Origin of the sequence: Parasphingorhabdus sp., from assembly GCF_041748495.1 — a bacterium.
Taxonomy (GTDB): domain Bacteria; phylum Pseudomonadota; class Alphaproteobacteria; order Sphingomonadales; family Sphingomonadaceae; genus Parasphingorhabdus.
Genome location: NZ_JBGTDD010000096.1, coordinates 1 through 22405, shown reverse-complemented (window position 1 = coordinate 22405; position 22405 = coordinate 1). Strand labels below are relative to the sequence as shown.

Genomic DNA, 22405 nt, shown 5'->3' with positions numbered 1-22405 from the left:
ACGACTGCAATCAAGGCGGCCGACCGGCTGTTCTCCTTGCAGCCATATCCCCGGCGGTTGCTTCCGATCAGGGATCCCCGGCAACCCTATTCCTGAAACACCGCTTCCACTCCGGGCTTGACCATCTGCGCCAGCCGCGCGGCGTCCCAGTTGGTCAGGCGTACACAGCCGTGGCTTTCGGCGCGGCCAATGGTGTGCGGTGCGCTGGTGCCGTGGATGCCATAATGCGGCTTGGACAGGTCGATCCAGACCACGCCGACCGGACCGTTCGGCCCGGGTGGCAACAGCTGCGCTTCCTTGCTGTCGCTGACGTCCCAGAACAGTTTTGGATTATAATGGAAATCCGGATTGTGGCCGACCCCCTGGATCGTCCAGGTCCCGATCGGCAGCGGGTCGCGGCTGCTGCCCATCGTCGCGGGGAACTGGGCGATCAGATTGCCCTTGTCATCATAGACCTGCAATATGCCCTCGGACTTGTCGACCACGACCTTGGCGGCGCTCGGCTGCTCCGCCGCCACGCCCAGCTTCTGCAATGTCGCCGACCAGCCGCGATCGTCCTGTCCTGTCAGCGGCGCCACATCGGCGATATTGGGGACCCGAATGACCTTGCCCGCACCGATTTTCGTGTCGGGCGAGTTCAGCGCGACCAGCGCCTCCGGCGTGGTGTGAAAACGCTCGGCCAGCGCTTCCATAAGATTCTTGTAGCCCAGCGCGGGCAGCTCAGCCTGTTCTGCTGCCGCGTCCGGCAGGTCGGGAAAGAACGGCCCCATGGCAAAGGCCGCCGGAATGGTCACCAGCCGCGTCGCCGGAACATCGCGCCAGGCCTGCATCGCTTCCCGTGTCGCTTCATCTAGCTTGCCGGTCTCGTCCAGTGCCTTGGCATTCTGGAACCCGCGCAGCGCCGCGACATAGGACTGACCCTCCTTGCCATCGATCACCCCGGGCGAAAAGCCCTGCCGGTCCAGAATGACCTGCGCCCGCAGCACCGGCGTCTCGGTGAAGGCAGCGGCGCTCGCCTTCGCGTCGGCAAAATGCAGGGGATCGCTATCAGCGGGAATGGCGGCATCAGCGGATCGGCGATCCGGCTCGTCGCTATCGGCACCAATGGTAAAATTGCAGGCCGACAGCAGCATCAGACCGGATAAGCAGGGTAGAATTTTCAAATGAGATTCCTTTTTGGGGTTCGTAGCCATCAACCAATAACTGCCGCAGAGGTTGCTCAACTTTCAGCAAAATATCAGAATAGCGGAAGGGCCGGCTGGGGGTGGGATCATGGTGGAGAGCTACGGTGATTCACTTTCCATGAACGCTCTGCCGGGTGACTCCGCGACAGCAGGAGACTCTGCCAGACCAGCCTGCACCAGAGCCTTTTTCATCAACACCGCGGCCGTAATATCGCCCGTCACATTGACGACCGTCCTCGACATGTCGAGAATCCGGTCCACGCCGAGAATGATTGCGAGTCCCGCAGCCGGAATTCCAAATCCTGCGGCTACGCTCGCCAATATGGCGATGCTCACGCCCGGCGTGCCCGGAGCGCCGATCGACGATGCCACCAGTGTACCCACCAGCAGCAGCGTCTCCGCAAGGGTCAGTTCCACTCCCGATATTTGAGCGAGAAACAGGATCGCCACGCTTTGATAAAGCGCCGTGCCCGCCATGTTCATGGTGGCACCAAGCGGGATCACCAGATTCGCTATATCTTCCGGCACCTGCAGCTTGCGCGCCGTCTGGATCGTGCTGGGCATGACCGCGGACGAACTGGAGGTCGAAAAGGCCAGCAGCAGATTGGGGCCGGCGATCTTGATGAACGACCCGAAACCCAGCCCGCCGAACAGTCTCAGGAATATCGCATAGATCAGGAACAGCAGCACCAGGCCGAGCAGGACGGTGCCGACATAGGTGAGTAGGCCGAAGAGCGAATCCGGCCCGATCTGGATCATCAGCTGCGCCATCAGTCCGAACACGGCAAGCGGCGATAACAGCATCGCCCATTTGACGATGGTCATGGAAATCGACATCAGCGAGTCCAGCAGAGCGAGGATGGGAGCGGCCCTTTCCCTTTGTATCTGGGTGGCGGCAATGCCGGTCAGCACGGCGAGGATCACGATCGCCAGCAAGTCGCCCTGCAGCACGGACGCCGCCGGGTTGGTCGGAAGGACGCCGCTGACCAGATCCGGCAGCCTGGCCATGTCAAAGGATTGAACGCCGCTCGGCGCCGCTGCCACCTGTGCAACAGGCAGTTCCAGTCCGCTGCCCGGTTCGAACAGCTGGGCCAGCCAGATACCGATCCAGGCCGCGACAAAGGTGGTCGCGACAATGAACAGGCCCAGCCGCAGCCCCAGTTGCCGCAACGCCTGGTTCGACGGCGATCCGGCCAGCCCGCCGACGATGGAAGAGAAAACCAGCGGCACCAGAACGATCGCGATAAGCCCGAGGAAAAGCTGCCCGGGCAGCGCCAGCCAGTTGCCGATCATGACAGCCACAGCCGGCTCGACCAGTCCGGCGGTTGGCCCGAGCAGCATCCCGGTGCCAATGCCGATCACCATCGCCGCGAGCACCTGCGCCCACAAACGCGACCGCGCCCAGATCCGAAGTTTCGTGCTCTGCTGCACAAGACGGGAAAATTCGAATTTGTGATCGTCTGTCATGCGGAGAGCCCTAGCCGATAATCCCCGTCACGTCACTCTGAGCGGGAATGGGCGTACCCAGACTGCCGCTCCCGAAATGAACGAACATCAGGCCGAGGGTGGAGGTCAGAATCTCTCGGGCTATCCGCAGGGGCCCAGAGGGGGGACGCATTCCGCTCACGTCGCTGACCTGCAAGTCTGCAATCCGAGGGTCCGGACAATGATCCGGAGCGCTGATTCCCGCGCCTACCGCCCCATATCCCGCTGGATCGTCCGGCTTGCCATATAGAAGTGAAAAACCGCCCAGAGATACAGGCATTTGAACAGCACCATCGACCAGCGCAGGCCGTCGGCATTGGCCGAATCGCAGGCGCTTTGCGCCGCCGCCGCCAGATTGCTCGCCTTGCACGCCGCCAGCGTCAGCGTGGGGTCCAGACCCGACAGGAAGGTCGCGTTCAATATCGTCGACAGACCGCCGATCAGCGGCGGCCCCAGGCCATAGCCGAGCAGGTTGACGATGAACAAGGTCACCGCCACCGCGGTGGCCCGCATCCGGCTGTCGACCACGCCGCTGGGGACGGCATAAAGCGGGCAGAGATAGGTGTAGAGCAGCATCTGGCCCACCATCATCAGCGGCACCGCCACCCACAGGGATTCCGCCAGATAGCCGGTGACATGCATCGGAATCACGCCGATCAGCGCGAACATCGGGATCAGCGCCAGCGCCTTGGGAAAGCGCTTGGCATAGCGGTCTGCCAGATAGCCCGACATATAGGTCCCGATCGCCGCCATCAGCGCCAGCGCCATGGCGATCTTGACCGACGCGTCGAATATCGACAGTTCGTGGGTGCGGATCAGGAAGGATACGAAAAACTGACCGACGCCATAGTTGACGAACGATGCGACGGTGACGCCCATGGTCACGTGCCAGTAAGCGGGCTTCTGCGACAGGATCCGGAGCACTTCGCGAAACCCGACCTGTTCGCGGTTCTGCATCTCGAGCGGATCGGTATAGCCGCGCGGCGGCTCCGCGATCGTCAGCTTGACGATCGCCGCGACGATGATGCCGGGGACGCCGACGACGACGAAGGCGATGCGCCAGCCTTCGATATTCTGCCAGTCCAGCGCCTGGGCGGCCCAGGTCCAGTTCCAGCTCTCGAGCATCGCACCGACGATCGGCCCGTCAAGATTGCCGACGATATAGCCACCGAACACATAGGCGACCATGCCGCCGAGCGGGATACCGAGCGCGTAGACCGACACCGCGGTCGACCGCTCGGCCGGGATGAAATAGTCGGCGATCAGGGAATTGGCCGGCGGGGAGCAACCGGCCTCGCCGATGCTGACGCCAATCCGGAAAATGAAAAGGGCAAGGAAGCTGAGGGCAAAGCCGCACAGGACGGTCATCAGGCTCCACAGGAAGACCGATCCGGCGATGATCCAGACCCGGTGATGCTTCTCGGAAAAGCGCGCAATCGGGATGCCGACAAAAGTGTAGAGGATGGCAAAGGCGGGACCGCCGAGCAGCCCCATTTGCCAGTCTTCCACGCCGAAGCTTTCCTTGATCGGTTCGGTCAATATGTTGATGATCGTGCGGTCGATGAAATTGAAAATATAGACAATCAGCAGGGTACCGAGAATATAATTACGGTAGTTCTTGCTGCCATAGCCACTTTCCGGGGCTCCGCGGTCGGCGGAACGAGGAGTGCTGATCGTGGTCGCTTCGGTCAAATGCAAACTCTCCTGATGTTTCCCAACTGATTGTCACACGTGGGATTTTCTTGCACGATACCGAATTTTTTCGCTTTGTATATTCCGTTAACCCGCTGGAATGCGGAAATCCGGGTCGGGTCAAAACAGGGCTTTCCTACAGCGGCCTTGATCGGTTAGTCTTCGCGCATGACCCGGTCGCTTTCTTCTCTCATCCATCGGCGGTTTTCAACCGTTTCCGGGGTGAAATATTTTTCCGCCAAAGGGGGTATGACCCGTGTGACCCGCGAGGACATTATCATCGCTCCGGAGCGCACCCGTTTCTGATCTTATAACCCTGTCAAGATTGTAAAGTTCATCAGCAAAAAGGAGATTATGCTGAACAGGAAATTTTCCACTCCCGCCGCCGTCAGTCGTGCGCTCGCCCGAAATCGGGCGCGGCATCGTCCTGGCCTTCCTCGATGATCCGGCGACGAATCGCGCGGGTCTTGGTGAACAGCTCGAACAGTTCGTCGCCATTGTCCCAGCGAATCGCCCGCTGCAGCGCGGTCAGATCCTCGGAGAAACGCTGCAGCATTTCCAGCACCGCTTCCTTGTTCGACAGGAACACGTCGCGCCACATCGTCGGGTCGGACGCGGCGATGCGGGTGAAGTCGCGAAAGCCGCCGGCGGAATATTTGATCACCTCGCCGCGGGTCACGTCTTCCAGATCGGACGCGGTGCCGACGATGGTGTAAGCGATCAGATGCGGCAGATGGCTGGTCACTGCCAGCACCAGGTCATGATGCTTGGCGTCCATGATCTCGACATTGGCGCCAAGCCTTTCCCAGAAGGCCTGGACCCGCTCGACATCGCCGGTCGCGGCGCCCTCCGGCGGAGTCAGGATGCACCAGCGATCGTGGAACAGGGTCGCGAACCCGGCATCGGGTCCGCTATGCTCGGTGCCGGCAACCGGGTGGGCGGGAATGATCCGGGCGGCAGGCAGGGCTTCGGCCAGCGCCGCCAGTACGCTTTCCTTGGACGATCCGACATCGCTGATGATGGCATCGTCCGGCAGGTCGGCGGCGATCTCGGCGGCAACCTCTGCCATCACCCCGACCGGCACGCACAGGATTACCAGATCGGCGTCTATCACCGCGGCACCGGCACTGTCGCTGACATCATCGCAAAAGCCCAGTTCGATGACCCGTGCGCGCACCGCCGGATCGCTGTCAAAGCCGGTGATCCGTGCCGTGGGCATCGCCGCACGGGCGGCATGGGCGATCGACGATCCGATCAGCCCGAGGCCGATGATGGCAATATGGCTGAACGGCAGCATCAGCCGGCGCTCTCCAATATCTCTCGCAACGCCTGGGCAACACCGAGGGTCTCCGCCTCGGTGCCGATGGTGATCCTGAGCCCGTTGACCAGCCCCTGTCCGGGCAGCCAGCGCACGGCAAAGCCCTTGTCCATCAGCGCCGCATTGGCTTGCTCGGCGCTGACTGCGCCTTCGAACAGGACCAGCAGGAAATTGGTGTGGCTCGGTACCACTTTCAGACCATGATTGCCGAGCGCGCTCATCTCCTCGCTCAACCAGTGCCGCCATCGGGCATTATGCTCGCGGCTCATGGTGACGAAATCGTCGGATGCCAGCGCGGCAACCGCGGCTTCCTGTCCGGCGGTGGTGACATTGAACGGCAGCCGGATCCGGTTCATCGCGCCGATGATCGCGGCATCGGCATAGCCCCAGCCAATCCGTTCCGCCGCCAGCCCGTGGATCTTGGAAAAGGTGCGGGTGATCAGCACATTGGGCTGGCTCTCGGCCAGTTCCAGCGCCCCGTCATCCTGCCCTGCTTCCATATATTCCGCATAAGCCGCGTCGAGCACCAGCAGCACATGGACCGGCAGGGCGGCGTGCAGCCTCGCGATCTCGGCGCGTGGCGTGAAGGTACCGGTCGGATTGTTCGGATTGGCGATGAAAATGACCCTGGTCCGGTCGGTCACCTTCGCCAGGATCGCATCGACATCGGTACCATAATCCCGGTCATCGGCAATCACCGGCGTACCGCCATAGCGCCGTGCGGCGATATCATAGACGGCAAAGCCATATTTGACATAGATGATCTCGTCGCCCGGACCGCTGAACGCATTGGCGGCCAGATGCAGCACATCGTCGGAACCGGTGCCGCAAATGATCCGCGCCGGATCGAGGCCGTGCTTGGCGGCAATCGCCTCGCGCAGCTTGGTCGAGCCGGGATCGGGATAGCGGTCGACCGAACCGGAGGCCGCATTCAGCGCCGCCCCCGCTGCCGAGCTGCAGCCGAGCGGATTTTCGTTGGCCGACAGCTTGACCAGTTTCCGGCCGTCATCGCCGCTCGATTTGCCGGGGACATAAGGGGCAATCCCCATGATCCAGTCTTTCGGTCTTGGTCCGTTCATTGGCTCTGCCTGCTTGTCCTGCGATGATCTCTGACGCCGGACTAGCCATTGCGGGCCGCCAGTCAACCGCATTATCATTTGACGCTCGGGATTTCGCCGCTTAGCTCGCATGGTGATGATCGAAGATGCGCGATTTGGATTGGACCGGGCGGTGCGCCTGCTGGGACCGCTGCCGCTGGACAGCGGCGCCAGTCTGGCGCCCGTCGAATTCGCCTATGAAACCTATGGCGAGCTCAACGCAGACGGGAATAACGCGATCCTCGTCTGCCACGCGCTGACTGGGGATCAATATCTCGCTTCCACCCATCCGATCACCGGCAAACCGGGCTGGTGGGAGCGGCTGGTCGGACCCGGCAAGCCGATCGACACCGACCGCCATTTCATCATCTGCGCCAATGTGCTGGGCAGCTGTCTCGGCAGCTCCGGTCCGGCGACGGTCAATCCCGCCACCGATCAGCCGTGGGGAATGGATTTTCCGGTCATCACCATCGCCGACATGGTCCGGGCGCAGGCGATGCTGCTCGACCATCTCGGCATCGAGCGGTTGCACGCGGTCATCGGCGGCTCGATGGGCGGAATGCAGGCGGTCAGCTGGGCGGCGCTCTATCCCGAGCGGGTCGGCTCGGCCGTGATCATCGCCTCGGCCGCGCGGCACAGCGCCCAGAATATCGCCTTTCACGAAGTCGGACGGCAGGCGATCATGGCCGATCCGCGCTGGCGCAGCGGTGCCTATTATGCCGACGACGACCCGCCGAGCAGCGGCCTCGCGGTCGCCCGGATGGCGGCGCATATCACCTATCTGTCGGAAGCCGGCCTGACCGAGAAATTCGGTCGCCGGCTGCAGGACCGGGATGCCAAGACCTTCGGCTTCGACGCTGATTTCCAGGTGGAATCCTATCTCCGGCATCAGGGGATCAGCTTCGTCGACCGGTTCGATGCCAACAGCTATCTCTACATCACAAGGGCGATGGACTATTTCGATCTTGCCGAAGCCCATGGCGGGATACTCGCCCATGCCTTCACCGGGTCGAAAACCCGCTTCTGCCTGATCAGCTTCGACACCGACTGGCTCTATCCGACCGCGGAAAGCCGGACGATCGTCCACGCGCTCAACGCCGCGGGGGCAGAGGTCAGCTTCATGGAATTGTCGAGCCCGTTCGGCCATGACAGCTTCCTGCTCGAAAACCCGGAGATGAACCGGATCGTTGACGGCTTCCTGAAGGCGGGAGAAGGACGATGATCGGGTCCTTCCCGTTAGTCCTGAGCCTGTCGAAGGACGCCTCTCAGCCAGAACCGGGCTTCGACAAGCTCAGCCTTGACGGCCTGGAGCGCGCAGCATGACCAAACTCCGCCCCGACCTACAGATCATCGCCGACAATATCGCGCCGGGCAGCCGGGTGCTCGATATCGGCTGCGGTGACGGCGCGCTGATGGCGGCGTTGCGCGACCAGAAAGGCTGTGACGCGCGAGGGCTGGAGATCGATCCGGCCAATGTTGCCCGCGCCGTCGCCAGGGGCCTGTCGGTGGTGCAGGGCGATGCCGACACCGATCTCGGCACCTATCCGGAAGGCAGCTTCGACTATGCCGTGCTCAGCCAGACCCTGCAGACCACCCACCGGCCCGACATGATCCTCGCCGAACTGTTGCGGATCGGCAAGCAGGCTTTCGTCAGCTTCCCCAATTTCGCCCACTGGCGGGTGCGCATGTCGCTGCTGCTGCGCGGCCGCATGCCGGTCACCCGCCTGATCCCGCAAAGCTGGTATGACACGCCCAATATCCACCATGTCACGGTCGATGACTTCCGTGCGCTGGTGGAGGATGGCAGGTTCTCGCAGGAGGGGCAGTGGTTTCTCAGCGGTGATAAACAGATGACCCGCGGCATGGCCAATCTGCTCGCGGAGCATGCGGTGTTTCTGCTCAGGGACTAGTTATCCGTCGTTGCGAGGAGCGCAGCGACGCGGCAATCCAGTGCGTCGCTTAACCGCTCTGGATTGCTTCGCTCCGCTCCCAATTGCAATCTTGACATGGTACAAGTACAAGTACATATCTCCGCCATGTTGATGGAAAATTTCTCGAAGGCTCGCGCCAATCTGAAGGCACTGATGGATCGCGTGGTAGCCGACAAGGTACCGGTAAAGATCACACGGCAAAACGGCGAAGCGGTCGTGATGATATCTGAAAGTGAATGGGCGGGGATGGAGGAGACCATTCATTTGCTCTCATCGCCGGAGAATGCGCGCCGTTTGATGGAGTCGATAAAACAGCTGGACGCCGGTGAAGGCACGGAACAGGAATTGATCTATCCGTGAGGATCGTCTTCTCCGATGAAGGCTGGGAGCACTATCGCCACTGGCAGGACAATGATCGCAAGCTGCTTGATCGCGTAAACACTTTAATCGAAGAATGCCGACGCCATCCTTTCAAAGGAACAGGTAAGCCGGAGCCACTGCGTGGCCAACTCAAAGGCTGGTGGTCTCGCCGCATTACGCAGGAACATCGATTGGTCTACAGAGTACGCGGCGAAGGTGATGCGCAAGCATTGGAAGTAGCGCAGTGCCGGTATCACTATTGAGCGGTGTTTTTGTTCAGGGTCTAGTTACGGCGTCATTGCGAGGAGCGCAGCGACGCAGCAATCCAGTGCATCGCTTAACCACTCTGGACTGCTTCGCTCCGCTCGCAATGACAAATAGCAATTGATGCGGATCTTTGGCTTCGACAGCGCCATGCTTGGGATTTATCCGGTTACCGCTCCCGCGTATTACTAAACTTGATCCCCGGATTGCGCTCTTCCTGATAGCCGACATCCCAGGCCGACTTCGCCAGAAACACCAGATTGTCATCGCGGTCTCTGGCTAGCGCACTCTGGTTGATATTGGCAAAGCCATCGACCGTCGCCTCGTCGCCGCTGATCCAGCGGGCGGTTTCGAACGGTGCCGGTTCCAGATAGGCATCGACCTTATATTCCGCCTCCAGCCGCGACACCAGCACCTCGAGCTGCAGCTGCCCGACCACGCCAATGATCCAGTTGGCACCGATTTCGGGATAGAAAACCTGCACCACGCCTTCTTCGGAAAGGTCATCCAATGCCTTGCGCAATTGCTTGGTCTTGGTCGGATCGCGCAGGATCACGCGGCGCAGGATTTCCGGAGCGAAATTGGGCAGGCCGGTGATCCGCACCTGATTCTTCTCGGACAAGGTATCGCCGACCCGCAACGTGCCATGATTGGGAATACCGATGATATCACCCGGTTCCGCCGTATCGGCGATTTCGCGGTCCTGCGCGAAAAACAGGATTGGCGAGTGGATCGCGATCGGCTTGCCCAGACCGGAAGGTGTCAGCTTCATGCCGCGCCTGAACTCGCCCGAGCATAGCCGCATGAAGGCGATCCGGTCGCGGTGCTGGGGGTCCATATTGGCCTGAATCTTGAAAATGAAGCCGGTGACATCGTCGCTCGCCGGATCAATCGGCGCCGGCTCGGCGGGCTGCGGGCGGGGCGAGGGCGCATAGTCGGCAATCGCCTCGATCAGTTCCTCGACGCCAAATTGCTTGAGCGCGGAGCCGAAATAGACCGGCGTCAGATCGCCATTCTGATAGGCTTCCAGATCAAATGCGCTATAGCCGCCCTGTGCCAGCTCCCCTTCGCTGGTCAGCCGCTCGAGCGCCCCTGCGCTTAAAACCTCGGCCAGTTTTGGATCATCGAGACCGGTAAATTGCTGAGTCACCCCGTCATATTGCTTGCTGCTGCCGGTCGGCTGGTGCAGCTGGTTGCGCTGCAGGTCGTACACACCTTCGAATTGCCCGCCCATGCCGGTTGGCCAGCTCATCGGGCAGACGTCGAGCGCGAGTTTGTCCGCCACTTCGTCGAGCAGGTCGAAGGGATCGCGGCCTTCGCGGTCGACCTTGTTGATGAATGTGATGATCGGCACCGACCGCATCCGGCAGACCTCGAACAGCTTCAGCGTCTGCGCCTCGATCCCGCTGGCGGCATCGATTACCATGATCGCGCTGTCAACCGCGGTCAGCGTGCGATAGGTATCCTCGGAAAAATCTTCATGGCCCGGCGTGTCGAGCAGGTTGAACACAACGCCGCTGCGCTCGAAGGTCATCACGCTGGAGGTCACCGAAATCCCGCGCTGCTGTTCGATCTTCATCCAGTCCGATCGCGCCCGCCTATTGTCGCCCCGCGCCTTAACCTCGCCCGCCAGATGAATAGCGCCGCCCTTCAGCAACAGCTTCTCGGTCAGCGTCGTCTTACCCGCATCGGGATGGGAGATAATCGCGAAAGTACGGCGGGGTTTCGATAGGGTCATATTTCCGGTTTCTTATCAATCGTCATCCTGAACTTGTTTCAGGATCTATCCATCGGCGCAACGGAGGCTCTATGAGGAGGAAAGGAAGCTGAAACAAGTTCAGCATGATGACAAGCCTAGGCCCGCAATTCGGCTCCCAGCTTACTCGCACTCGCTACAACCTTGTCCGACAAGGCCTTCAAATCCTCTTCGGTCAGGCTCGCATCCATCGGCTGCAGCGTAATTTCCACCGCCAGCGACTTCTTGCCTTCGCCCAGACCCGGCCCTTGGAACAGGTCGAAAATCCGTGCGTCGGTGATCAGCTTCTTGTCCGCGCCCTTGACCGCGCGCACCAGATCACCCGCAGGCAAATCGGCATCAACAATGAAGGCAAAATCGCGGGTAACGCTTTGCAGCGCCGGGGGCGCAAAGGCTTCGCGCATATGGCCCGACTTCTTCTTCAGCGGAATTGCGTCAAGGAAGATCTCTCCGCCCACCGCCGCGCCCTTGAGGCCCAGCGCCTTGGTGGCGGAAGGATGTAGCGCGCCATAAGCGGCGAGGATTTTCTTCGGTCCCAGCCGCAATGTGCCGGACTGGCCGGGGTGATAGGCATCGCCGAGCCCGGAATCCTCAATGCCGAAATCCATCAGCTTGTCGACCGGCGCGCCGGCGGCCTCGAGGATCGCCAGCACTTCCGCCTTGGCGTCATAGGCATCAAATTTGCTGGCCGCGCCATTCTGCCAGCCCCGCGCTGTCTTTTCGCCGGTCAGCACCAGACCGATGGTCGGATGTTCGCTGCTTTCCAGATAGCGCCGACCAACCTCGAACAGGCCGATCGATGCCGCGCCCCGCGCGCTATTGCGCTTGGCGGCGGCGATCAGGCCAGGCAGCATCGACGGCCGCATTACCTTCAGGTCCTCGCTGATCGGATTGGCCAGCGACCAGTGGCCTCCGCCAAAGGGCGCGGCTTCCTTCTCCGATATAAAGCTCCAGTTGACCACTTCGTTCAGCCCGCGCGCGGCCGCAGCGCGGCGCGCCTTGCGTTCGGCCAGCTGCTCGGGTGAAGCGGTTGGTTTTGCTACACCTGCCTTCCGCGGCAGCGGCGTCGAGGGGATCGTATCCAGCCCTTCGACGCGGACAATTTCCTCGACGATATCCTGCCAGCCGGCGACGTCACGGCGCCATGTCGGCACGGTGATCGTCCAGTCATCGGCAATCGAAAAACCCAGCGCTCCCAATATCGCCTTCTGCTGATCAGGAGCAACAGCAATGCCGCCCAGCGCCAGACATTGGGCCGGGTCATAGGCGATGCGGTGCTGCTCCGTAGGTGCTTCTCCGGCACGCGTGATCTCGCTGGCCTTGCCGCCACACAGCCCCCGTACCAGCGCCGTTGCAATGTCGATGCCATCGTCGAGAAATGCTGGATCCACACCGCGCTCGAACCGCTGGCGCGCGTCGCTGGCGAGCATCAGCTTCTGTCCGGTTTTTGCGATATTCTCAGGTGTGAAATAGGCACATTCGATCAGCACCTCGGTGGTCCCTTCATCAGAACCGGTGTCCGCCCCGCCCATGATGCCGCCGATATCATGCGCGCCATTGTTATCGGCGATCACGGTCATGGTTTCGTCGAGCACATATTCATTGTCGTTGAGTGCCAGAACAGTCTCCCCCGGCTTCGCTTTGCGGGCAACCAGGCCGCCATTGAGCTTGCTGACGTCATAAACATGCAAGGGACGCCCGAGGTCGAGCATCACAAAATTGGTGATGTCGACCAATGCGTTGATCGGCTTCTGTCCGACGGACTTCAGCCGCGCCTGCATCCAGGCGGGCGATGCACCATTGGTCACGCCGCTGACGGTGCAAGCATGGAAGGCAGGACAGCCTTCCCGGTCTTCGATCGCAATATCCGGTCCGGCACCGCTGCGGACAACGGTTGCAATGTCCAGCGGCTTCAGCGTGCCGATTCCGGCTGCCGCCAGATCGCGTGCTATTCCGCGCACGCCCATGCAGTCCTGGCGGTTGGGGGTGATGGCGACATCGAATACAGGATCGTCGAGCTTGGCATAATCGGCGTAGCTGGCCCCCACTTCGCTGGCAGCGCTATCCGGCAATTCGATGATTCCGTCATGATCATCGCCCAGTTCCAGCTCGCGATAGCTGCACATCATGCCGAAACTCTCGACATCCCGGATTTTGACCGGTTTCAGCGTGAAATCGCTGCCCGGAATATAGGTGCCCGGCGGTCCGAAAACGCCGATCATCCCCGCTTTTGCATTGGGTGCCCCGCACACCACCTGCCAAGGTTCGTTGCTGCCGTCGTCGACCTTCAGCAATTGCAGCTTGTCGGCATTGGGATGCGGTCCCGCCTCCAGCACTTTGGCGACACGGAAGGGTTTCAATGCATCGGCAGGATTGTCGATGCCCTCGATTTCCAGCCCGATGCTGGTCAGTTTTTCCGCAATGTCCGCCGCACTGGCGTCGGTATCGAGATGGGATTTCAGCCAGGAGAGGGAAAATTTCATGCGCCGACTCCTCCGCTCAACGTGGGTACATCGAGCGCATCAAAACCATAATGATCCGCCCAGCGCAGATCGCCATCAAAGAAAGCGCGCAGGTCGTCCATGCCATATTTCAGCATCGCCAGCCGGTCGATGCCGCAGCCAAAGGCAAAGCCCTGCCAGATATCGGGGTCGAGCCCGCAATTGCGGATGACATTGGGATGGACCATGCCGGATCCCAGCAGCTCCATCCAGCCGCCATTGGGCCCATGCGGATCACCGCCGATGATCCGGCGTCCGTTTTCAACCGAAAAGCCCAGGTCAACTTCGGCCGATGGTTCGGTAAACGGGAAATAGCTTGGGCGCAGACGCAACTCGATGTCGTCGCGTTCGAAATAGGCGCCCAGAAAAGTTTCCAGCGTCCATTTGAGATGCCCCATATGAATGCCCTTGTCGATCACCAGACCCTCGACCTGATGGAACATCGGCGTATGGGTGGCATCGCTGTCGCTGCGATAGGTGCGGCCGGGCGCGATGATATAAATCGGTTCGCCGCTGCCGCCGGTCCGCTTGGCAACGTCCATCATCGTACGGATTTGCACCGGTGACGTATGGGTGCGCAGCAATTTCGGCATACCGCCATCGTCGGTTTGCGGAAAATAGAAAGTGTCGTGCATCGCCCTTGCCGGGTGGGTGTCGGGAATGTTGAGCGCGGTAAAATTGTGCCAGTCATCCTCGATTTCCGGGCCGGTGGCGACCGAGAAACCGAGATCGGCGAAGATTTCGGCCAGCTCGTCCATGACTTGCGAGACCGGGTGGATGCTGCCTTTCGGCTCGGCGGGCGCAGGCAGGGTCAGATCCAGCTTTTCCGTGGCCAGCTTGGCATCCAGAGCCGCTGTTTCCATGGCTTCCTTGCGGGTAGCGAGAGCATCGGCAACGGCTTGCCGCGCACCGTTGATCCTTGGCCCCTGTTGCTGACGCTCTTCGGCTGTCATCTGGCCCAGCGTTTTCAGCAGCAGCGAAATCTCGCCCTTCTTGCCAAGCGCAGCCAGGCGGATGGCCTCCAGCGTATCGCCATCGGCTGCAGTGTCAATCTGCTCCAAATATCTGTCCCTGATCGCGTCGATGCTGCTCATCATATTGTCCCGTTTATTCTTGCTGCCCGTCTAGCAAGCCCTGCGAAAAACCCAATGCGAAAAACCCAATAAAAAAGCGCCGCGAGATTGCTCTCCGGCGCTTCTTTGAATTTCCGAGAATGATCAAGCTTTCGCTATAGCATCCTGCGCCTGTTTGATGATGCCGCCAAATACTGCCGGTTCATTCATCGCCAGATCGGCCATGACTTTGCGGTCGAGTTCAATGCCGGCAAGCTTGGTACCATGGATGAATACACCATAGGTCATGCCTTCGGCGCGAACCGCAGCATTGATCCGCTGGATCCAGAGCGCGCGGAACGCCCGCTTTTTTACTTTACGATCGCGATAGGCATATTGGCCGGCTTTTTCGACCGCCTGCCGCGCGATGCGGATGGTGTTCTTGCGACGGCCATAATAGCCCTTCGCCTGAACCAATAATCTCTTATGTTTTGTACGAGTGGTCGTACCCCGTTTTACACGTGCCATATTCTATATCCTGTAAGTTTGAATGTCGCTGCGGCGGGATTAACCCAGGCCGTATGGCGCCCATTTCTTGACTGTCCGAGCATCCGCATCACACAATTTCTTGGTGCCGCGGTTCTGGCGGATATATTTGCTGTTATGGCTCATCAAACGGTGGCGTTTGCCGGCTACGCCGTGCTTGACCTTACCGGTTGCGGTGATCTTGAAGCGTTTCTTCACACCACTTTTGGTCTTCAACTTGGGCATTTTGGTCTCCTCTAGATGGTACCGTTACGGACACTTGTGGCAGCCCAACACTGGCCAGAGCGTCACATCGGAAGGGCGGCAATAGCGAGATTCGCCCGGAATGCAAGCCTTATCGCGATGAAAGCATCGCTAATGATGGCAAGCAATCGCCTCCAGAACATCATCGACTCGCGCCTGATCGCCAAGTGCCAGCACATGGCCATCTGATTCCGCGTGCAGCGGTTCGCCGTTCCAGTCACACATCATCCCGCCAGCACCGTCGACAATCGGGGCGAGCGCAGCGAAATCGTGGAGTTTCAGGCCCGCTTCGCAAACCACGTCGACATGGCCGCTGGCGACCAGGCCATAATTATAGCAATCGCCCCCATAGATGATCTTGCGCGGTGCTACCTTGCTCGCCAGACCCATGAAATGCTCGGCATCATGTTCGTCAAACAGATGCGGCGAGGTGGTCGCCAGTACCGCGTCCTTCAACTCCCGGCAGCGCGACGACTTGGCTGGCTGTCCATTGAAGATTGTCGGGCGACCAACCACGCCGATCCAGCGTTCTCTGGCAATCGGCTGGTCGATGATCCCGATCAGCGGAAAACCCTCTTGCATGAGCGCGATCAGGGTACCGAATATCGGCCGGCCGGCGATGAAGCTGGTGGTGCCGTCGATCGGATCGAGCACCCATTGGCGCGATGCGCCTTCGTTGCGGGGGCCATATTCCTCGCCGATAATGCCATCATCGGGCCGCTCCGCTTCGATAATCGCCCGCATCGCCGCTTCCGCTGCGCGGTCGGCTTCGGTCACCGGCGATGAATCCTCTTTGCTTTCCTGTTCGAAGCTGGCGCGGAAAAATGGCCGGATCGCTTCGCCTGCGGCGTCGGCGAGTTTCTGGGCAAGATCGATATCTTTGGGGGTCATGAATCGTCCTCAGCCGCCAAGGCTGGCCGCCAGGCCCATAGATAGAGGATCAGGCCGCTAATGATGAAAAGGGCCCCCCCGGAAAGCATCCAGGGATGGGCATACCAATATTCGCCCCAGGAAAATTGCCCCGACATGATCTTTTTCCAGCCGTTGAAATGCTGTATTCCGGCAACGACCAGTCCCAGCACTGCCAGAGTTGATGCAATCCATCGGTTCAGCCAGTGCAGGGGGTTCGCGAGCAGCAGCAAGCCGAGCAGGCCGATGACCGTTCTTTGCGCCCGGCAATAAGGACAGACATAGACAAAGTCTGCCCATTCGGTGAACCATGCGAACAAAGAGATGAAGATCGCCAATAGCGCGATATGCAGGCGATATTTCAGTAGAAGTTCGAAACTGGGCATTGCCATCCCCCGATATCAGAAATTGCGGTCGCGGCTAGTCAAACAGGCTGCTTACCGAGCTTTCATCGGCGATCCGGCTAATTGCTTCGCCCAGCAGCGGCGCGATTGGCAGAATACGGATCTTGTCCGAATCAAGCGCCGACTGCGGAGTCCTTATGGTGTCGGTGATGATCAGCTTGCGCAGCGAAGAGCCATTGACCCGCTCCACCGCCTTGCCGGACAGGACGCCATGGGTGATATAGGCGGCGACATCGGTGGCCCCTGCCGCGATCAGGGCATCGGCGGCATTGCACAGCGTACCGGCGCTGTCGGCAATATCGTCAATCATGACACAGAAACGTCCTTCGACATCGCCGATGATATTCATGACTTCCGACACACCTGCCCGTTCGCGGCGCTTGTCGACAATCGCCAGGGGGGCATTGTCCAGCCGCTTGGCCAGCGCCCGGGCGCGCACCACGCCGCCCACATCGGGAGAGACGATCATGATATCCTTGTCGCCATGGCGCGACTTGATGTCTTCGCTGATTACCGGTGCGCAATAGAGATTGTCGGTCGGGATATCGAAAAAGCCCTGGATCTGTCCGGCGTGAAGATCGACGGTCAGCACCCGATCAGCACCCGCTTCGGTTATCAGATTGGCGACCAGCTTGGCCGAAATCGGCGTGCGAGGCCCCGGTTTCCGATCTTGCCGGGCATAGCCGAAATAGGGAATGACCGCGGTGATCCGCTTGGCCGAGGCCCGGCGCAGCGCGTCGATGCTGATCAGCAGTTCCATCAGATTGTCATTGGCCGGGTGGCTGGTCGACTGCACGACGAACACATCTTCGCCGCGAACATTTTCGTGGATCTCGATGAAAATCTCGTCATCGGCGAAGCGCTTCACGCTGGCGTCGGTCAATGAAATGCCGAGATATTCGGCAATCGCGTTGGCAAGCGGCAAATTGCTGTTGCCCGACATGAGTTTCATAATTGCAATTCCCCGATGACGGCAGACCGCAAGAATCGTCCACGGCGCGCTATGACAATTTTGTGACCCTGTTAGACAGAAGGCCGTGAAAGCAAAAGTCCGTATTTGCGTTTATTTCGATTGCTCCGCACTGTAGCGCTTTCTATCAGGGCGCGATGACGGAAAAGCTCACCATCACAATGGCACAATTGACCCAAAGCGTTGGCGATTTGCGCGGCAATGCCGATGCGATGATAGCAACGCACGGAGCGCGCACCGACAGCGATCTCATAGTATTTCCAGAACTGCAACTGATCGGTTATCCGCCGGAAGACCTGGTTTTGAAACCGGCTCTATGGGAGCGCGCGGCGGCGGAAATGGACCGGCTGGCGGCTGCCACCGCTGGGCCGGGTCCGGCGATGCTGGTCGGGTCGATTTTCCGCGAAGACGGCAAGCTTTATAACGGTATCGCATTGTTGGCGGACGGTCATATCCGGAATGTCCGCTACAAGGTTGAATTGCCCAACTACGGCACTTTTGACGAAAAGCGGCTGTTTGCGCCGGGTCCATTGCCCGAACCGATCGATTTCAAGGGCTGCAAAATTGGCCTGCCGATCTGCGAGGATGTCTGGTTTCCCACTGTCTGCGAGCATCTGAAAGCGCAAGGGGCGGATATGTTCATCTCGGTGCATGGCAGTCCCTATGAGGTTGAAAAGGACGATATGCGCCTCGGGCAGGTGGCGACTCGCCGGGTCCGCGAAACGGGTATCCCGATGCTGTTTCTGAACCGGGTCGGCGGTCAGGACGAGATTGTCTTCGATGGCGCCAGTTTCGTGATCAACGGTGACGCCAGTCTGATGCACCAGCTACCCGATTGGGATGAGGCGATCGTTGATACGCACTGGTCGTCCGAAGCTGGCCAGTGGACCTGCGCAGCAGGGGAAATCCATCAACTGGATGACCATCCCGCCGATATTTACAATGCGATGATCGTCGGCCTGCGCGACTATGTGAACCGCAACCGCTTTCCCGGTGTGATCCTGGGTTTGTCGGGCGGTATCGACAGTGCGTTGTCCGCAGCCGTGGCCGTGGATGCATTGGGAGCAGACCGGGTGTGGAACGTGATGATGCCGTCGCGCTTCACCTCGCAGGAAAGCCTGGACGATGCCGAGGGATGTGCCCGCTTGCTCGGCACCAGACTGGATACAATTCCGATCAATCCGGCGATCGAAGGCTTTGATGCCATGCTGGAGGACAGTTTCGCCGACCGCAATGTCGACATTACCGAGGAAAATATCCAGTCGCGAATCCGCGGCGTCACGTTGATGGCGCTCTCGAACAAATTCGGCCACATGCTCCTGACCACCGGCAACAAAAGCGAGATGAGCGTTGGCTATGCGACCATCTATGGCGACATGGCGGGTGGCTATTCGGTTCTAAAAGACGCGTATAAGCTGACCGTGTTCAAGCTTTCGAAGTGGCGCAATGAAAACAAGCCGAGCCTGGGGATGGGACCGGATGGCCCGGTGATGCCGGAACGGGTGATCAGCAAGCCGCCGAGCGCGGAATTGCGCGAGGACCAGAAAGACAGCGACAGCCTGCCCGAATATGAGATCCTTGATCCGTTGCTGCACGGCCTGATCGAGGAAGAGCTATCGGTCAATGATCTGGTGTCGCGGGGATTTGAACGGGAAACGGTGGTGCGGATCGAGCGGCTGCTCTATATCGCCGAATATAAGCGGCGGCAGGCACCGCCCGGTGTCAAGCTCGGCACCCGAAATTTTGGCCGCGACCGGCGCTATCCCATCACCAATGCATTCAGGACCGTATGACCATAAAAACCCGCTTCGCCCCGTCACCCACGGGTCATCTTCATGTCGGCAATATCCGGACCGCACTCCACAACTGGATGTTCGCGAAGAAGCAGGGCGGTGTCTTTCTGCTTCGACTCGATGATACCGATGCAGAACGGTCGAAGGAGGAATATGTAACGGCAATCCGCGAGGATCTGGCTTGGCTGGGCATGGCCCCGGACGAGGAGCAACGACAGTCGGCGCGTTTCGACCGTTACGAAGCGCAGCTGGAGAAACTGAAGGCTTCGGGCCGGGTTTATCCGGCCTATGAGACGGCGCAGGAGCTCGACCTGAAACGCAAGATCCAGCTGGGTCGGGGCAAGCCTCCGATCTATGACCGCGCAGCGCTCGCCCTTGCCGATGCCGAGATGGCCGCTTTCGAAGCTCAGGGCCGCAAGCCGCACTGGCGGTTCAAGCTGGATCACGAGGTGCCGATCACATGGACCGACCTGATCCGCGGGGATCAGCATTTTAATCCGGCGCTGCTGTCCGATCCCGTTATTCGCCGCGAAGATGGCAGCTGGCTCTATATCCTGCCGTCGGCCATTGATGATATCGATATGGAGATCACCCATGTTGTGCGCGGCGAGGATCATGTCGCCAATACCGCGGTGCAAATTCAGATGTTCCGGGCACTTGGTGCCGAGCCGCCCGAATTTGCGCATGAAGCCTTGCTGGTCGGTACCGAAGGCAAGCTCTCCAAGCGGCTCGGTTCGCTTGGTGTCAGCAGTTTTCGCGAAAGGCAGATCGAACCGCAGGCGATCATCGCCTTGCTGGCGCGCATCGGAACCAGCGATCCGGTGGAGCCCATTGTCGCTGTCGAGCCGCTGATCGCCACTTTCGATTTCTCCCGTTTCGGCCGCGCGCCCGCGCGGTTTGACAAGGAAGAACTGGCACAGCTCAACCAGAAGATCGTGCATCTGCTTGACTATGATGAAGTGCAACGCCGACTGCCTGAAGACATGGACGCGGCGGCGTGGGAGGTTATCCGGCCGAATCTGCACGATATGGGCAATGTCGATCAATGGTGGCAGGTGGTGACGGGACCGGTGCCGGTCGCCGAATTGTCGCCGGAGGACCGGGAATTTCTGTCCATTGCTCATGCCAGGCTGGAAGAATTGGAAGCATCCGATTACCTCTGGAAAAGCCTCACTGACGCTCTCAAGGATGCGACCGGCCGCAAAGGAAAGCCGTTGTTCATGCCATTGCGTCAGGCGCTGACAGGTCTGGATCATGGTCCGGACATGAACGCCTTGCTGCCCCTGATCGGCAAGGCGGCCGCGCTCGCAAGACTGGCCAAAGCCGCCGCCTGACTGACGTCGGGAGCGCGATAGTCGGCTCCAGCATCAGCACATTTGCACTATCACATGTAATAGTATAACATAACAACTGGCGAAGGGGCCAGATAGCCAAACAGGCACGGGCCGCTCCGCCATTTTCTGAGGATGGTTGAGAGGATTGAATCATGAGCTATGTTTCTGTTTACGAGAACAAGATACCGCGTTCGAAGGGTTTGATACTGACCGGTGCCGTGCATGCGGTGATTATCGCGGCGGTGATCGCGATGCCCGGGATCGAGTTTCCGGAAAAATTTCCCGGGACCGTCATCGCCATTCCGGTGCCGGCTGAGACGCCTCCAGAGCCAGTGCGGGACAATGATCAACCCGAAGTCAAATCAATGCCGCAAACGCCAGAAAAAGCAAAAAAACCGCCGGTTATCGATCTGTCCCGGTCTCCTGTCGAGCCTGTTGGCCGCTACTCGGAGGTCGCTCTCGAGTCGGGATCCGGCGCAGTCGGCGAAGGCATTCCGATTGCACCCATCAAGATCACCCCGGATCCGGTGATTGTCAACGCGCGGCTCAACGCGCGCTATGCCGGGCAATTTCAGCCCGTCTATCCGGCAGGCCAGTTGCGGCTCGAGCGGGAAGGCGAGGTCAGTGTCCGGGTGCTGATCGGCAGCGATGGCCGGGTGAAGCAGATTGAACTGATCGATTCGCCGCATGCGGATTTCTGGACCGCCACGCGCAAACAGGCTTTGCAGAAATGGCGCTTCACACCCGCCACCAAAGATGGCAAGCCGATGGAAAGCTGGCTCACACTGAAAGTCCGCTTTGAAATCAACGCCTGATCATCAGACCGGATGGCCGACCATATGATTCCCGCAGCAATTTTACGGGAAGGGCTGGTCATCCGGGCGTGCTCGCACTATTTGGATCGGATGGGCCTGATGAAAGATGCATCCGTGCGCGGCGGCTTTGGCGATTTATTCGCCTTTGTTCGCCAGGGTGAACCCGGAGAGCGCCTGCTCCCGGCAGCGCTGGCGATTGCCTGCACGGCGTTCATGCTGCTCCTTTTCTACATTGATCCCAAGGTCAACACATATACTTATGTGCCGGCAGAAGTCATTTATGTCGAAAACTGGACGGCGGACCGGACCGACGAGGAAATTCTGCGGGACCGTTGGCAAGTCCAATGCCTGAAGGATCAATTCGCGCTGGAGCGGCGGGAAGCGATGAAGGAACTGGGCCGGATGTCCGGCATGGATGTCGAGCAAATTGAACGCGAAGCGGAGGCGGCCCGTCTGGCGCGCGGTGAGGTAGAGGTCGAACGCCCCGCCGGGCTCGAATGCTGAATATCTTCGGCGATGCCCAATATATGGCGGCAGCGCTGGCTCTGTCGGAGCGAGGCCGTGGCCGGACCGGCGCCAATCCCAATGTCGGTTGCGTGATTGTCAAGAATGGGATCATCTTGGGCCGTGGCTGGACCCAGCCCGGCGGTCGCCCGCATGCCGAGGAAATGGCGCTGGCCGAGGCCGGCGCTTCGGCCAGGGGTGCCGACATTTATGTGACGATGGAGCCCTGTGCCCATGAAAGCAGCCG

General features: G+C 60.1%; 21 protein-coding genes and 1 pseudogene. 9 read left to right on the top strand and 13 right to left on the bottom strand.

From position 1 onward, the window contains the following. Positions 1 to 86: 86 nt before the first annotated feature. From ACEW8J_RS08275 to hisC, 5 genes are all read right to left on the bottom strand, one after another. On the bottom strand, positions 87 to 1133 hold the full coding sequence (locus ACEW8J_RS08275) for a L,D-transpeptidase (protein WP_373491230.1): 1047 nt from the start codon (positions 1131 to 1133) through the stop codon (positions 87 to 89). Between the two features lie 150 nt (positions 1134 to 1283). After that, positions 1284 to 2651, bottom strand: coding sequence for a dicarboxylate/amino acid:cation symporter (locus tag ACEW8J_RS08270; protein WP_373491162.1), 1368 nt, complete (start codon positions 2649 to 2651; stop codon positions 1284 to 1286). A 225-nt stretch (positions 2652 to 2876) separates the two neighbouring features. Continuing rightward, a complete protein-coding gene (locus tag ACEW8J_RS08265) occupies positions 2877 to 4361 on the bottom strand; it encodes a spinster family MFS transporter (RefSeq protein ID WP_373491161.1) in 1485 nt (494 codons plus the stop codon). A gap of 388 nt (positions 4362 to 4749) precedes the next feature. Beyond that, positions 4750 to 5658, bottom strand: coding sequence for a prephenate/arogenate dehydrogenase family protein (locus ACEW8J_RS08260; protein WP_373491160.1), 909 nt, complete (start codon positions 5656 to 5658; stop codon positions 4750 to 4752). Next, positions 5658 to 6758: a histidinol-phosphate transaminase gene (gene hisC / locus ACEW8J_RS08255; protein ID WP_373491159.1), complete on the bottom strand. Its 1101-nt coding sequence runs from the start codon at positions 6756 to 6758 to the stop codon at positions 5658 to 5660. Before hisC ends, ACEW8J_RS08260 begins: the two co-directional genes overlap by 1 nt. Positions 6759 to 6873: 115 nt before the next feature. Between hisC and ACEW8J_RS08250 the strand changes: the two genes are divergently transcribed. The 4 genes from ACEW8J_RS08250 (at position 6874) to ACEW8J_RS08235 (ending at position 9330) form a co-directional block, all read left to right on the top strand. After that, positions 6874 to 7998: a homoserine O-acetyltransferase gene (locus ACEW8J_RS08250; RefSeq protein WP_373491158.1), complete on the top strand. Its 1125-nt coding sequence runs from the start codon at positions 6874 to 6876 to the stop codon at positions 7996 to 7998. A 97-nt stretch (positions 7999 to 8095) separates the two neighbouring features. After that, positions 8096 to 8686, top strand: coding sequence for a methionine biosynthesis protein MetW (gene metW / locus ACEW8J_RS08245; protein ID WP_373491157.1), 591 nt, complete (start codon positions 8096 to 8098; stop codon positions 8684 to 8686). 96 nt (positions 8687 to 8782) lie between these two features. Beyond that, on the top strand, positions 8783 to 9067 hold the full coding sequence (locus ACEW8J_RS08240; RefSeq protein ID WP_373491156.1) for a type II toxin-antitoxin system Phd/YefM family antitoxin: 285 nt from the start codon (positions 8783 to 8785) through the stop codon (positions 9065 to 9067). Continuing rightward, entirely contained in the window at positions 9064 to 9330 is a 267-nt protein-coding gene (locus ACEW8J_RS08235; RefSeq protein WP_373491155.1) for a Txe/YoeB family addiction module toxin, read from the top strand. The genes ACEW8J_RS08240 and ACEW8J_RS08235 overlap by 4 nt, the downstream gene beginning before the upstream one ends. Positions 9331 to 9500: 170 nt before the next feature. Here the strand turns inward: ACEW8J_RS08235 and ACEW8J_RS08230 are convergent, their stop codons facing one another. From ACEW8J_RS08230 to ACEW8J_RS08195, 8 genes are all read right to left on the bottom strand, one after another. Next, a complete protein-coding gene (locus tag ACEW8J_RS08230; protein WP_373491154.1) occupies positions 9501 to 11069 on the bottom strand; it encodes a peptide chain release factor 3 in 1569 nt (522 codons plus the stop codon). Between the two features lie 116 nt (positions 11070 to 11185). Then, positions 11186 to 13570: a phenylalanine--tRNA ligase subunit beta gene (pheT, locus tag ACEW8J_RS08225; protein ID WP_373491153.1), complete on the bottom strand. Its 2385-nt coding sequence runs from the start codon at positions 13568 to 13570 to the stop codon at positions 11186 to 11188. Continuing rightward, positions 13567 to 14685 (bottom strand): phenylalanine--tRNA ligase subunit alpha, encoded by a 1119-nt coding sequence (pheS, locus tag ACEW8J_RS08220; protein WP_373491152.1) that lies wholly within the window; start codon positions 14683 to 14685, stop codon positions 13567 to 13569. The genes pheT and pheS overlap by 4 nt, the downstream gene beginning before the upstream one ends. A 120-nt stretch (positions 14686 to 14805) precedes the next feature. Then, complete coding sequence (rplT, locus tag ACEW8J_RS08215) at positions 14806 to 15168, bottom strand: 50S ribosomal protein L20 (protein ID WP_373491151.1); 363 nt, start codon at positions 15166 to 15168, stop codon at positions 14806 to 14808. A 39-nt stretch (positions 15169 to 15207) separates the two neighbouring features. After that, a complete protein-coding gene (rpmI, locus tag ACEW8J_RS08210) occupies positions 15208 to 15411 on the bottom strand; it encodes a 50S ribosomal protein L35 (RefSeq protein WP_066741203.1) in 204 nt (67 codons plus the stop codon). A 129-nt stretch (positions 15412 to 15540) separates the two neighbouring features. Beyond that, complete coding sequence (hisN, locus tag ACEW8J_RS08205; protein WP_373491150.1) at positions 15541 to 16320, bottom strand: histidinol-phosphatase; 780 nt, start codon at positions 16318 to 16320, stop codon at positions 15541 to 15543. After that, entirely contained in the window at positions 16317 to 16724 is a 408-nt protein-coding gene (locus ACEW8J_RS08200; RefSeq protein ID WP_373491149.1) for a hypothetical protein, read from the bottom strand. Before ACEW8J_RS08200 ends, hisN begins: the two co-directional genes overlap by 4 nt. Positions 16725 to 16758: 34 nt before the next feature. Beyond that, on the bottom strand, positions 16759 to 17694 hold the full coding sequence (locus ACEW8J_RS08195) for a ribose-phosphate pyrophosphokinase (protein ID WP_373491148.1): 936 nt from the start codon (positions 17692 to 17694) through the stop codon (positions 16759 to 16761). A 155-nt stretch (positions 17695 to 17849) separates the two neighbouring features. Here ACEW8J_RS08195 and ACEW8J_RS08190 point away from each other — a divergent pair, with 155 nt between their 5' ends. The 5 genes and pseudogenes from ACEW8J_RS08190 to ACEW8J_RS08170 form a co-directional block, all read left to right on the top strand. After that, entirely contained in the window at positions 17850 to 19505 is a 1656-nt protein-coding gene (locus ACEW8J_RS08190) for an NAD+ synthase (RefSeq protein WP_373491147.1), read from the top strand. Next, positions 19502 to 20839 (top strand): glutamate--tRNA ligase, encoded by a 1338-nt coding sequence (gene gltX / locus ACEW8J_RS08185; RefSeq protein WP_373491146.1) that lies wholly within the window; start codon positions 19502 to 19504, stop codon positions 20837 to 20839. Before ACEW8J_RS08190 ends, gltX begins: the two co-directional genes overlap by 4 nt. Positions 20840 to 20991: 152 nt before the next feature. Beyond that, entirely contained in the window at positions 20992 to 21654 is a 663-nt protein-coding gene (locus tag ACEW8J_RS08180; protein WP_373491145.1) for a TonB family protein, read from the top strand. A 99-nt stretch (positions 21655 to 21753) separates the two neighbouring features. Then, positions 21754 to 22158: a hypothetical protein gene (locus ACEW8J_RS08175; protein WP_373491144.1), complete on the top strand. Its 405-nt coding sequence runs from the start codon at positions 21754 to 21756 to the stop codon at positions 22156 to 22158. Further along, a pseudogene (locus ACEW8J_RS08170) lies at positions 22152 to 22405 on the top strand (riboflavin biosynthesis protein RibD); the annotation flags it as partial. The gene ACEW8J_RS08175 and the pseudogene ACEW8J_RS08170, both read left to right, overlap by 7 nt.

Excerpts from the sequence above, each read along its gene's own strand:
- ACEW8J_RS08275 (WP_373491230.1), bottom strand. The coding sequence starts at position 1,133 with ATGCTGCTGTCGGCCTGCAATTTTACCATTGGTGCCGATAGCGACGAG.
- ACEW8J_RS08270 (WP_373491162.1), bottom strand. The coding sequence starts at position 2,651 with ATGACAGACGATCACAAATTCGAATTTTCCCGTCTTGTGCAGCAGAGC.
- ACEW8J_RS08260 (WP_373491160.1), bottom strand. The coding sequence starts at position 5,658 with ATGCTGCCGTTCAGCCATATTGCCATCATCGGCCTCGGGCTGATCGGA.
- hisC (WP_373491159.1), bottom strand. The coding sequence starts at position 6,758 with ATGAACGGACCAAGACCGAAAGACTGGATCATGGGGATTGCCCCTTAT.
- ACEW8J_RS08250 (WP_373491158.1), top strand. The coding sequence starts at position 6,874 with ATGATCGAAGATGCGCGATTTGGATTGGACCGGGCGGTGCGCCTGCTG.
- metW (WP_373491157.1), top strand. The coding sequence starts at position 8,096 with ATGACCAAACTCCGCCCCGACCTACAGATCATCGCCGACAATATCGCG.
- ACEW8J_RS08240 (WP_373491156.1), top strand. The coding sequence starts at position 8,783 with ATGGTACAAGTACAAGTACATATCTCCGCCATGTTGATGGAAAATTTC.
- ACEW8J_RS08230 (WP_373491154.1), bottom strand. The coding sequence starts at position 11,069 with ATGACCCTATCGAAACCCCGCCGTACTTTCGCGATTATCTCCCATCCC.
- pheT (WP_373491153.1), bottom strand. The coding sequence starts at position 13,570 with ATGAAATTTTCCCTCTCCTGGCTGAAATCCCATCTCGATACCGACGCC.
- pheS (WP_373491152.1), bottom strand. The coding sequence starts at position 14,685 with ATGATGAGCAGCATCGACGCGATCAGGGACAGATATTTGGAGCAGATT.
- rplT (WP_373491151.1), bottom strand. The coding sequence starts at position 15,168 with ATGGCACGTGTAAAACGGGGTACGACCACTCGTACAAAACATAAGAGA.
- rpmI (WP_066741203.1), bottom strand. The coding sequence starts at position 15,411 with ATGCCCAAGTTGAAGACCAAAAGTGGTGTGAAGAAACGCTTCAAGATC.
- hisN (WP_373491150.1), bottom strand. The coding sequence starts at position 16,320 with ATGACCCCCAAAGATATCGATCTTGCCCAGAAACTCGCCGACGCCGCA.
- ACEW8J_RS08200 (WP_373491149.1), bottom strand. The coding sequence starts at position 16,724 with ATGCCCAGTTTCGAACTTCTACTGAAATATCGCCTGCATATCGCGCTA.
- ACEW8J_RS08195 (WP_373491148.1), bottom strand. The coding sequence starts at position 17,694 with ATGAAACTCATGTCGGGCAACAGCAATTTGCCGCTTGCCAACGCGATT.
- ACEW8J_RS08190 (WP_373491147.1), top strand. The coding sequence starts at position 17,850 with ATGACGGAAAAGCTCACCATCACAATGGCACAATTGACCCAAAGCGTT.
- gltX (WP_373491146.1), top strand. The coding sequence starts at position 19,502 with ATGACCATAAAAACCCGCTTCGCCCCGTCACCCACGGGTCATCTTCAT.
- ACEW8J_RS08180 (WP_373491145.1), top strand. The coding sequence starts at position 20,992 with ATGAGCTATGTTTCTGTTTACGAGAACAAGATACCGCGTTCGAAGGGT.
- ACEW8J_RS08175 (WP_373491144.1), top strand. The coding sequence starts at position 21,754 with ATGAAAGATGCATCCGTGCGCGGCGGCTTTGGCGATTTATTCGCCTTT.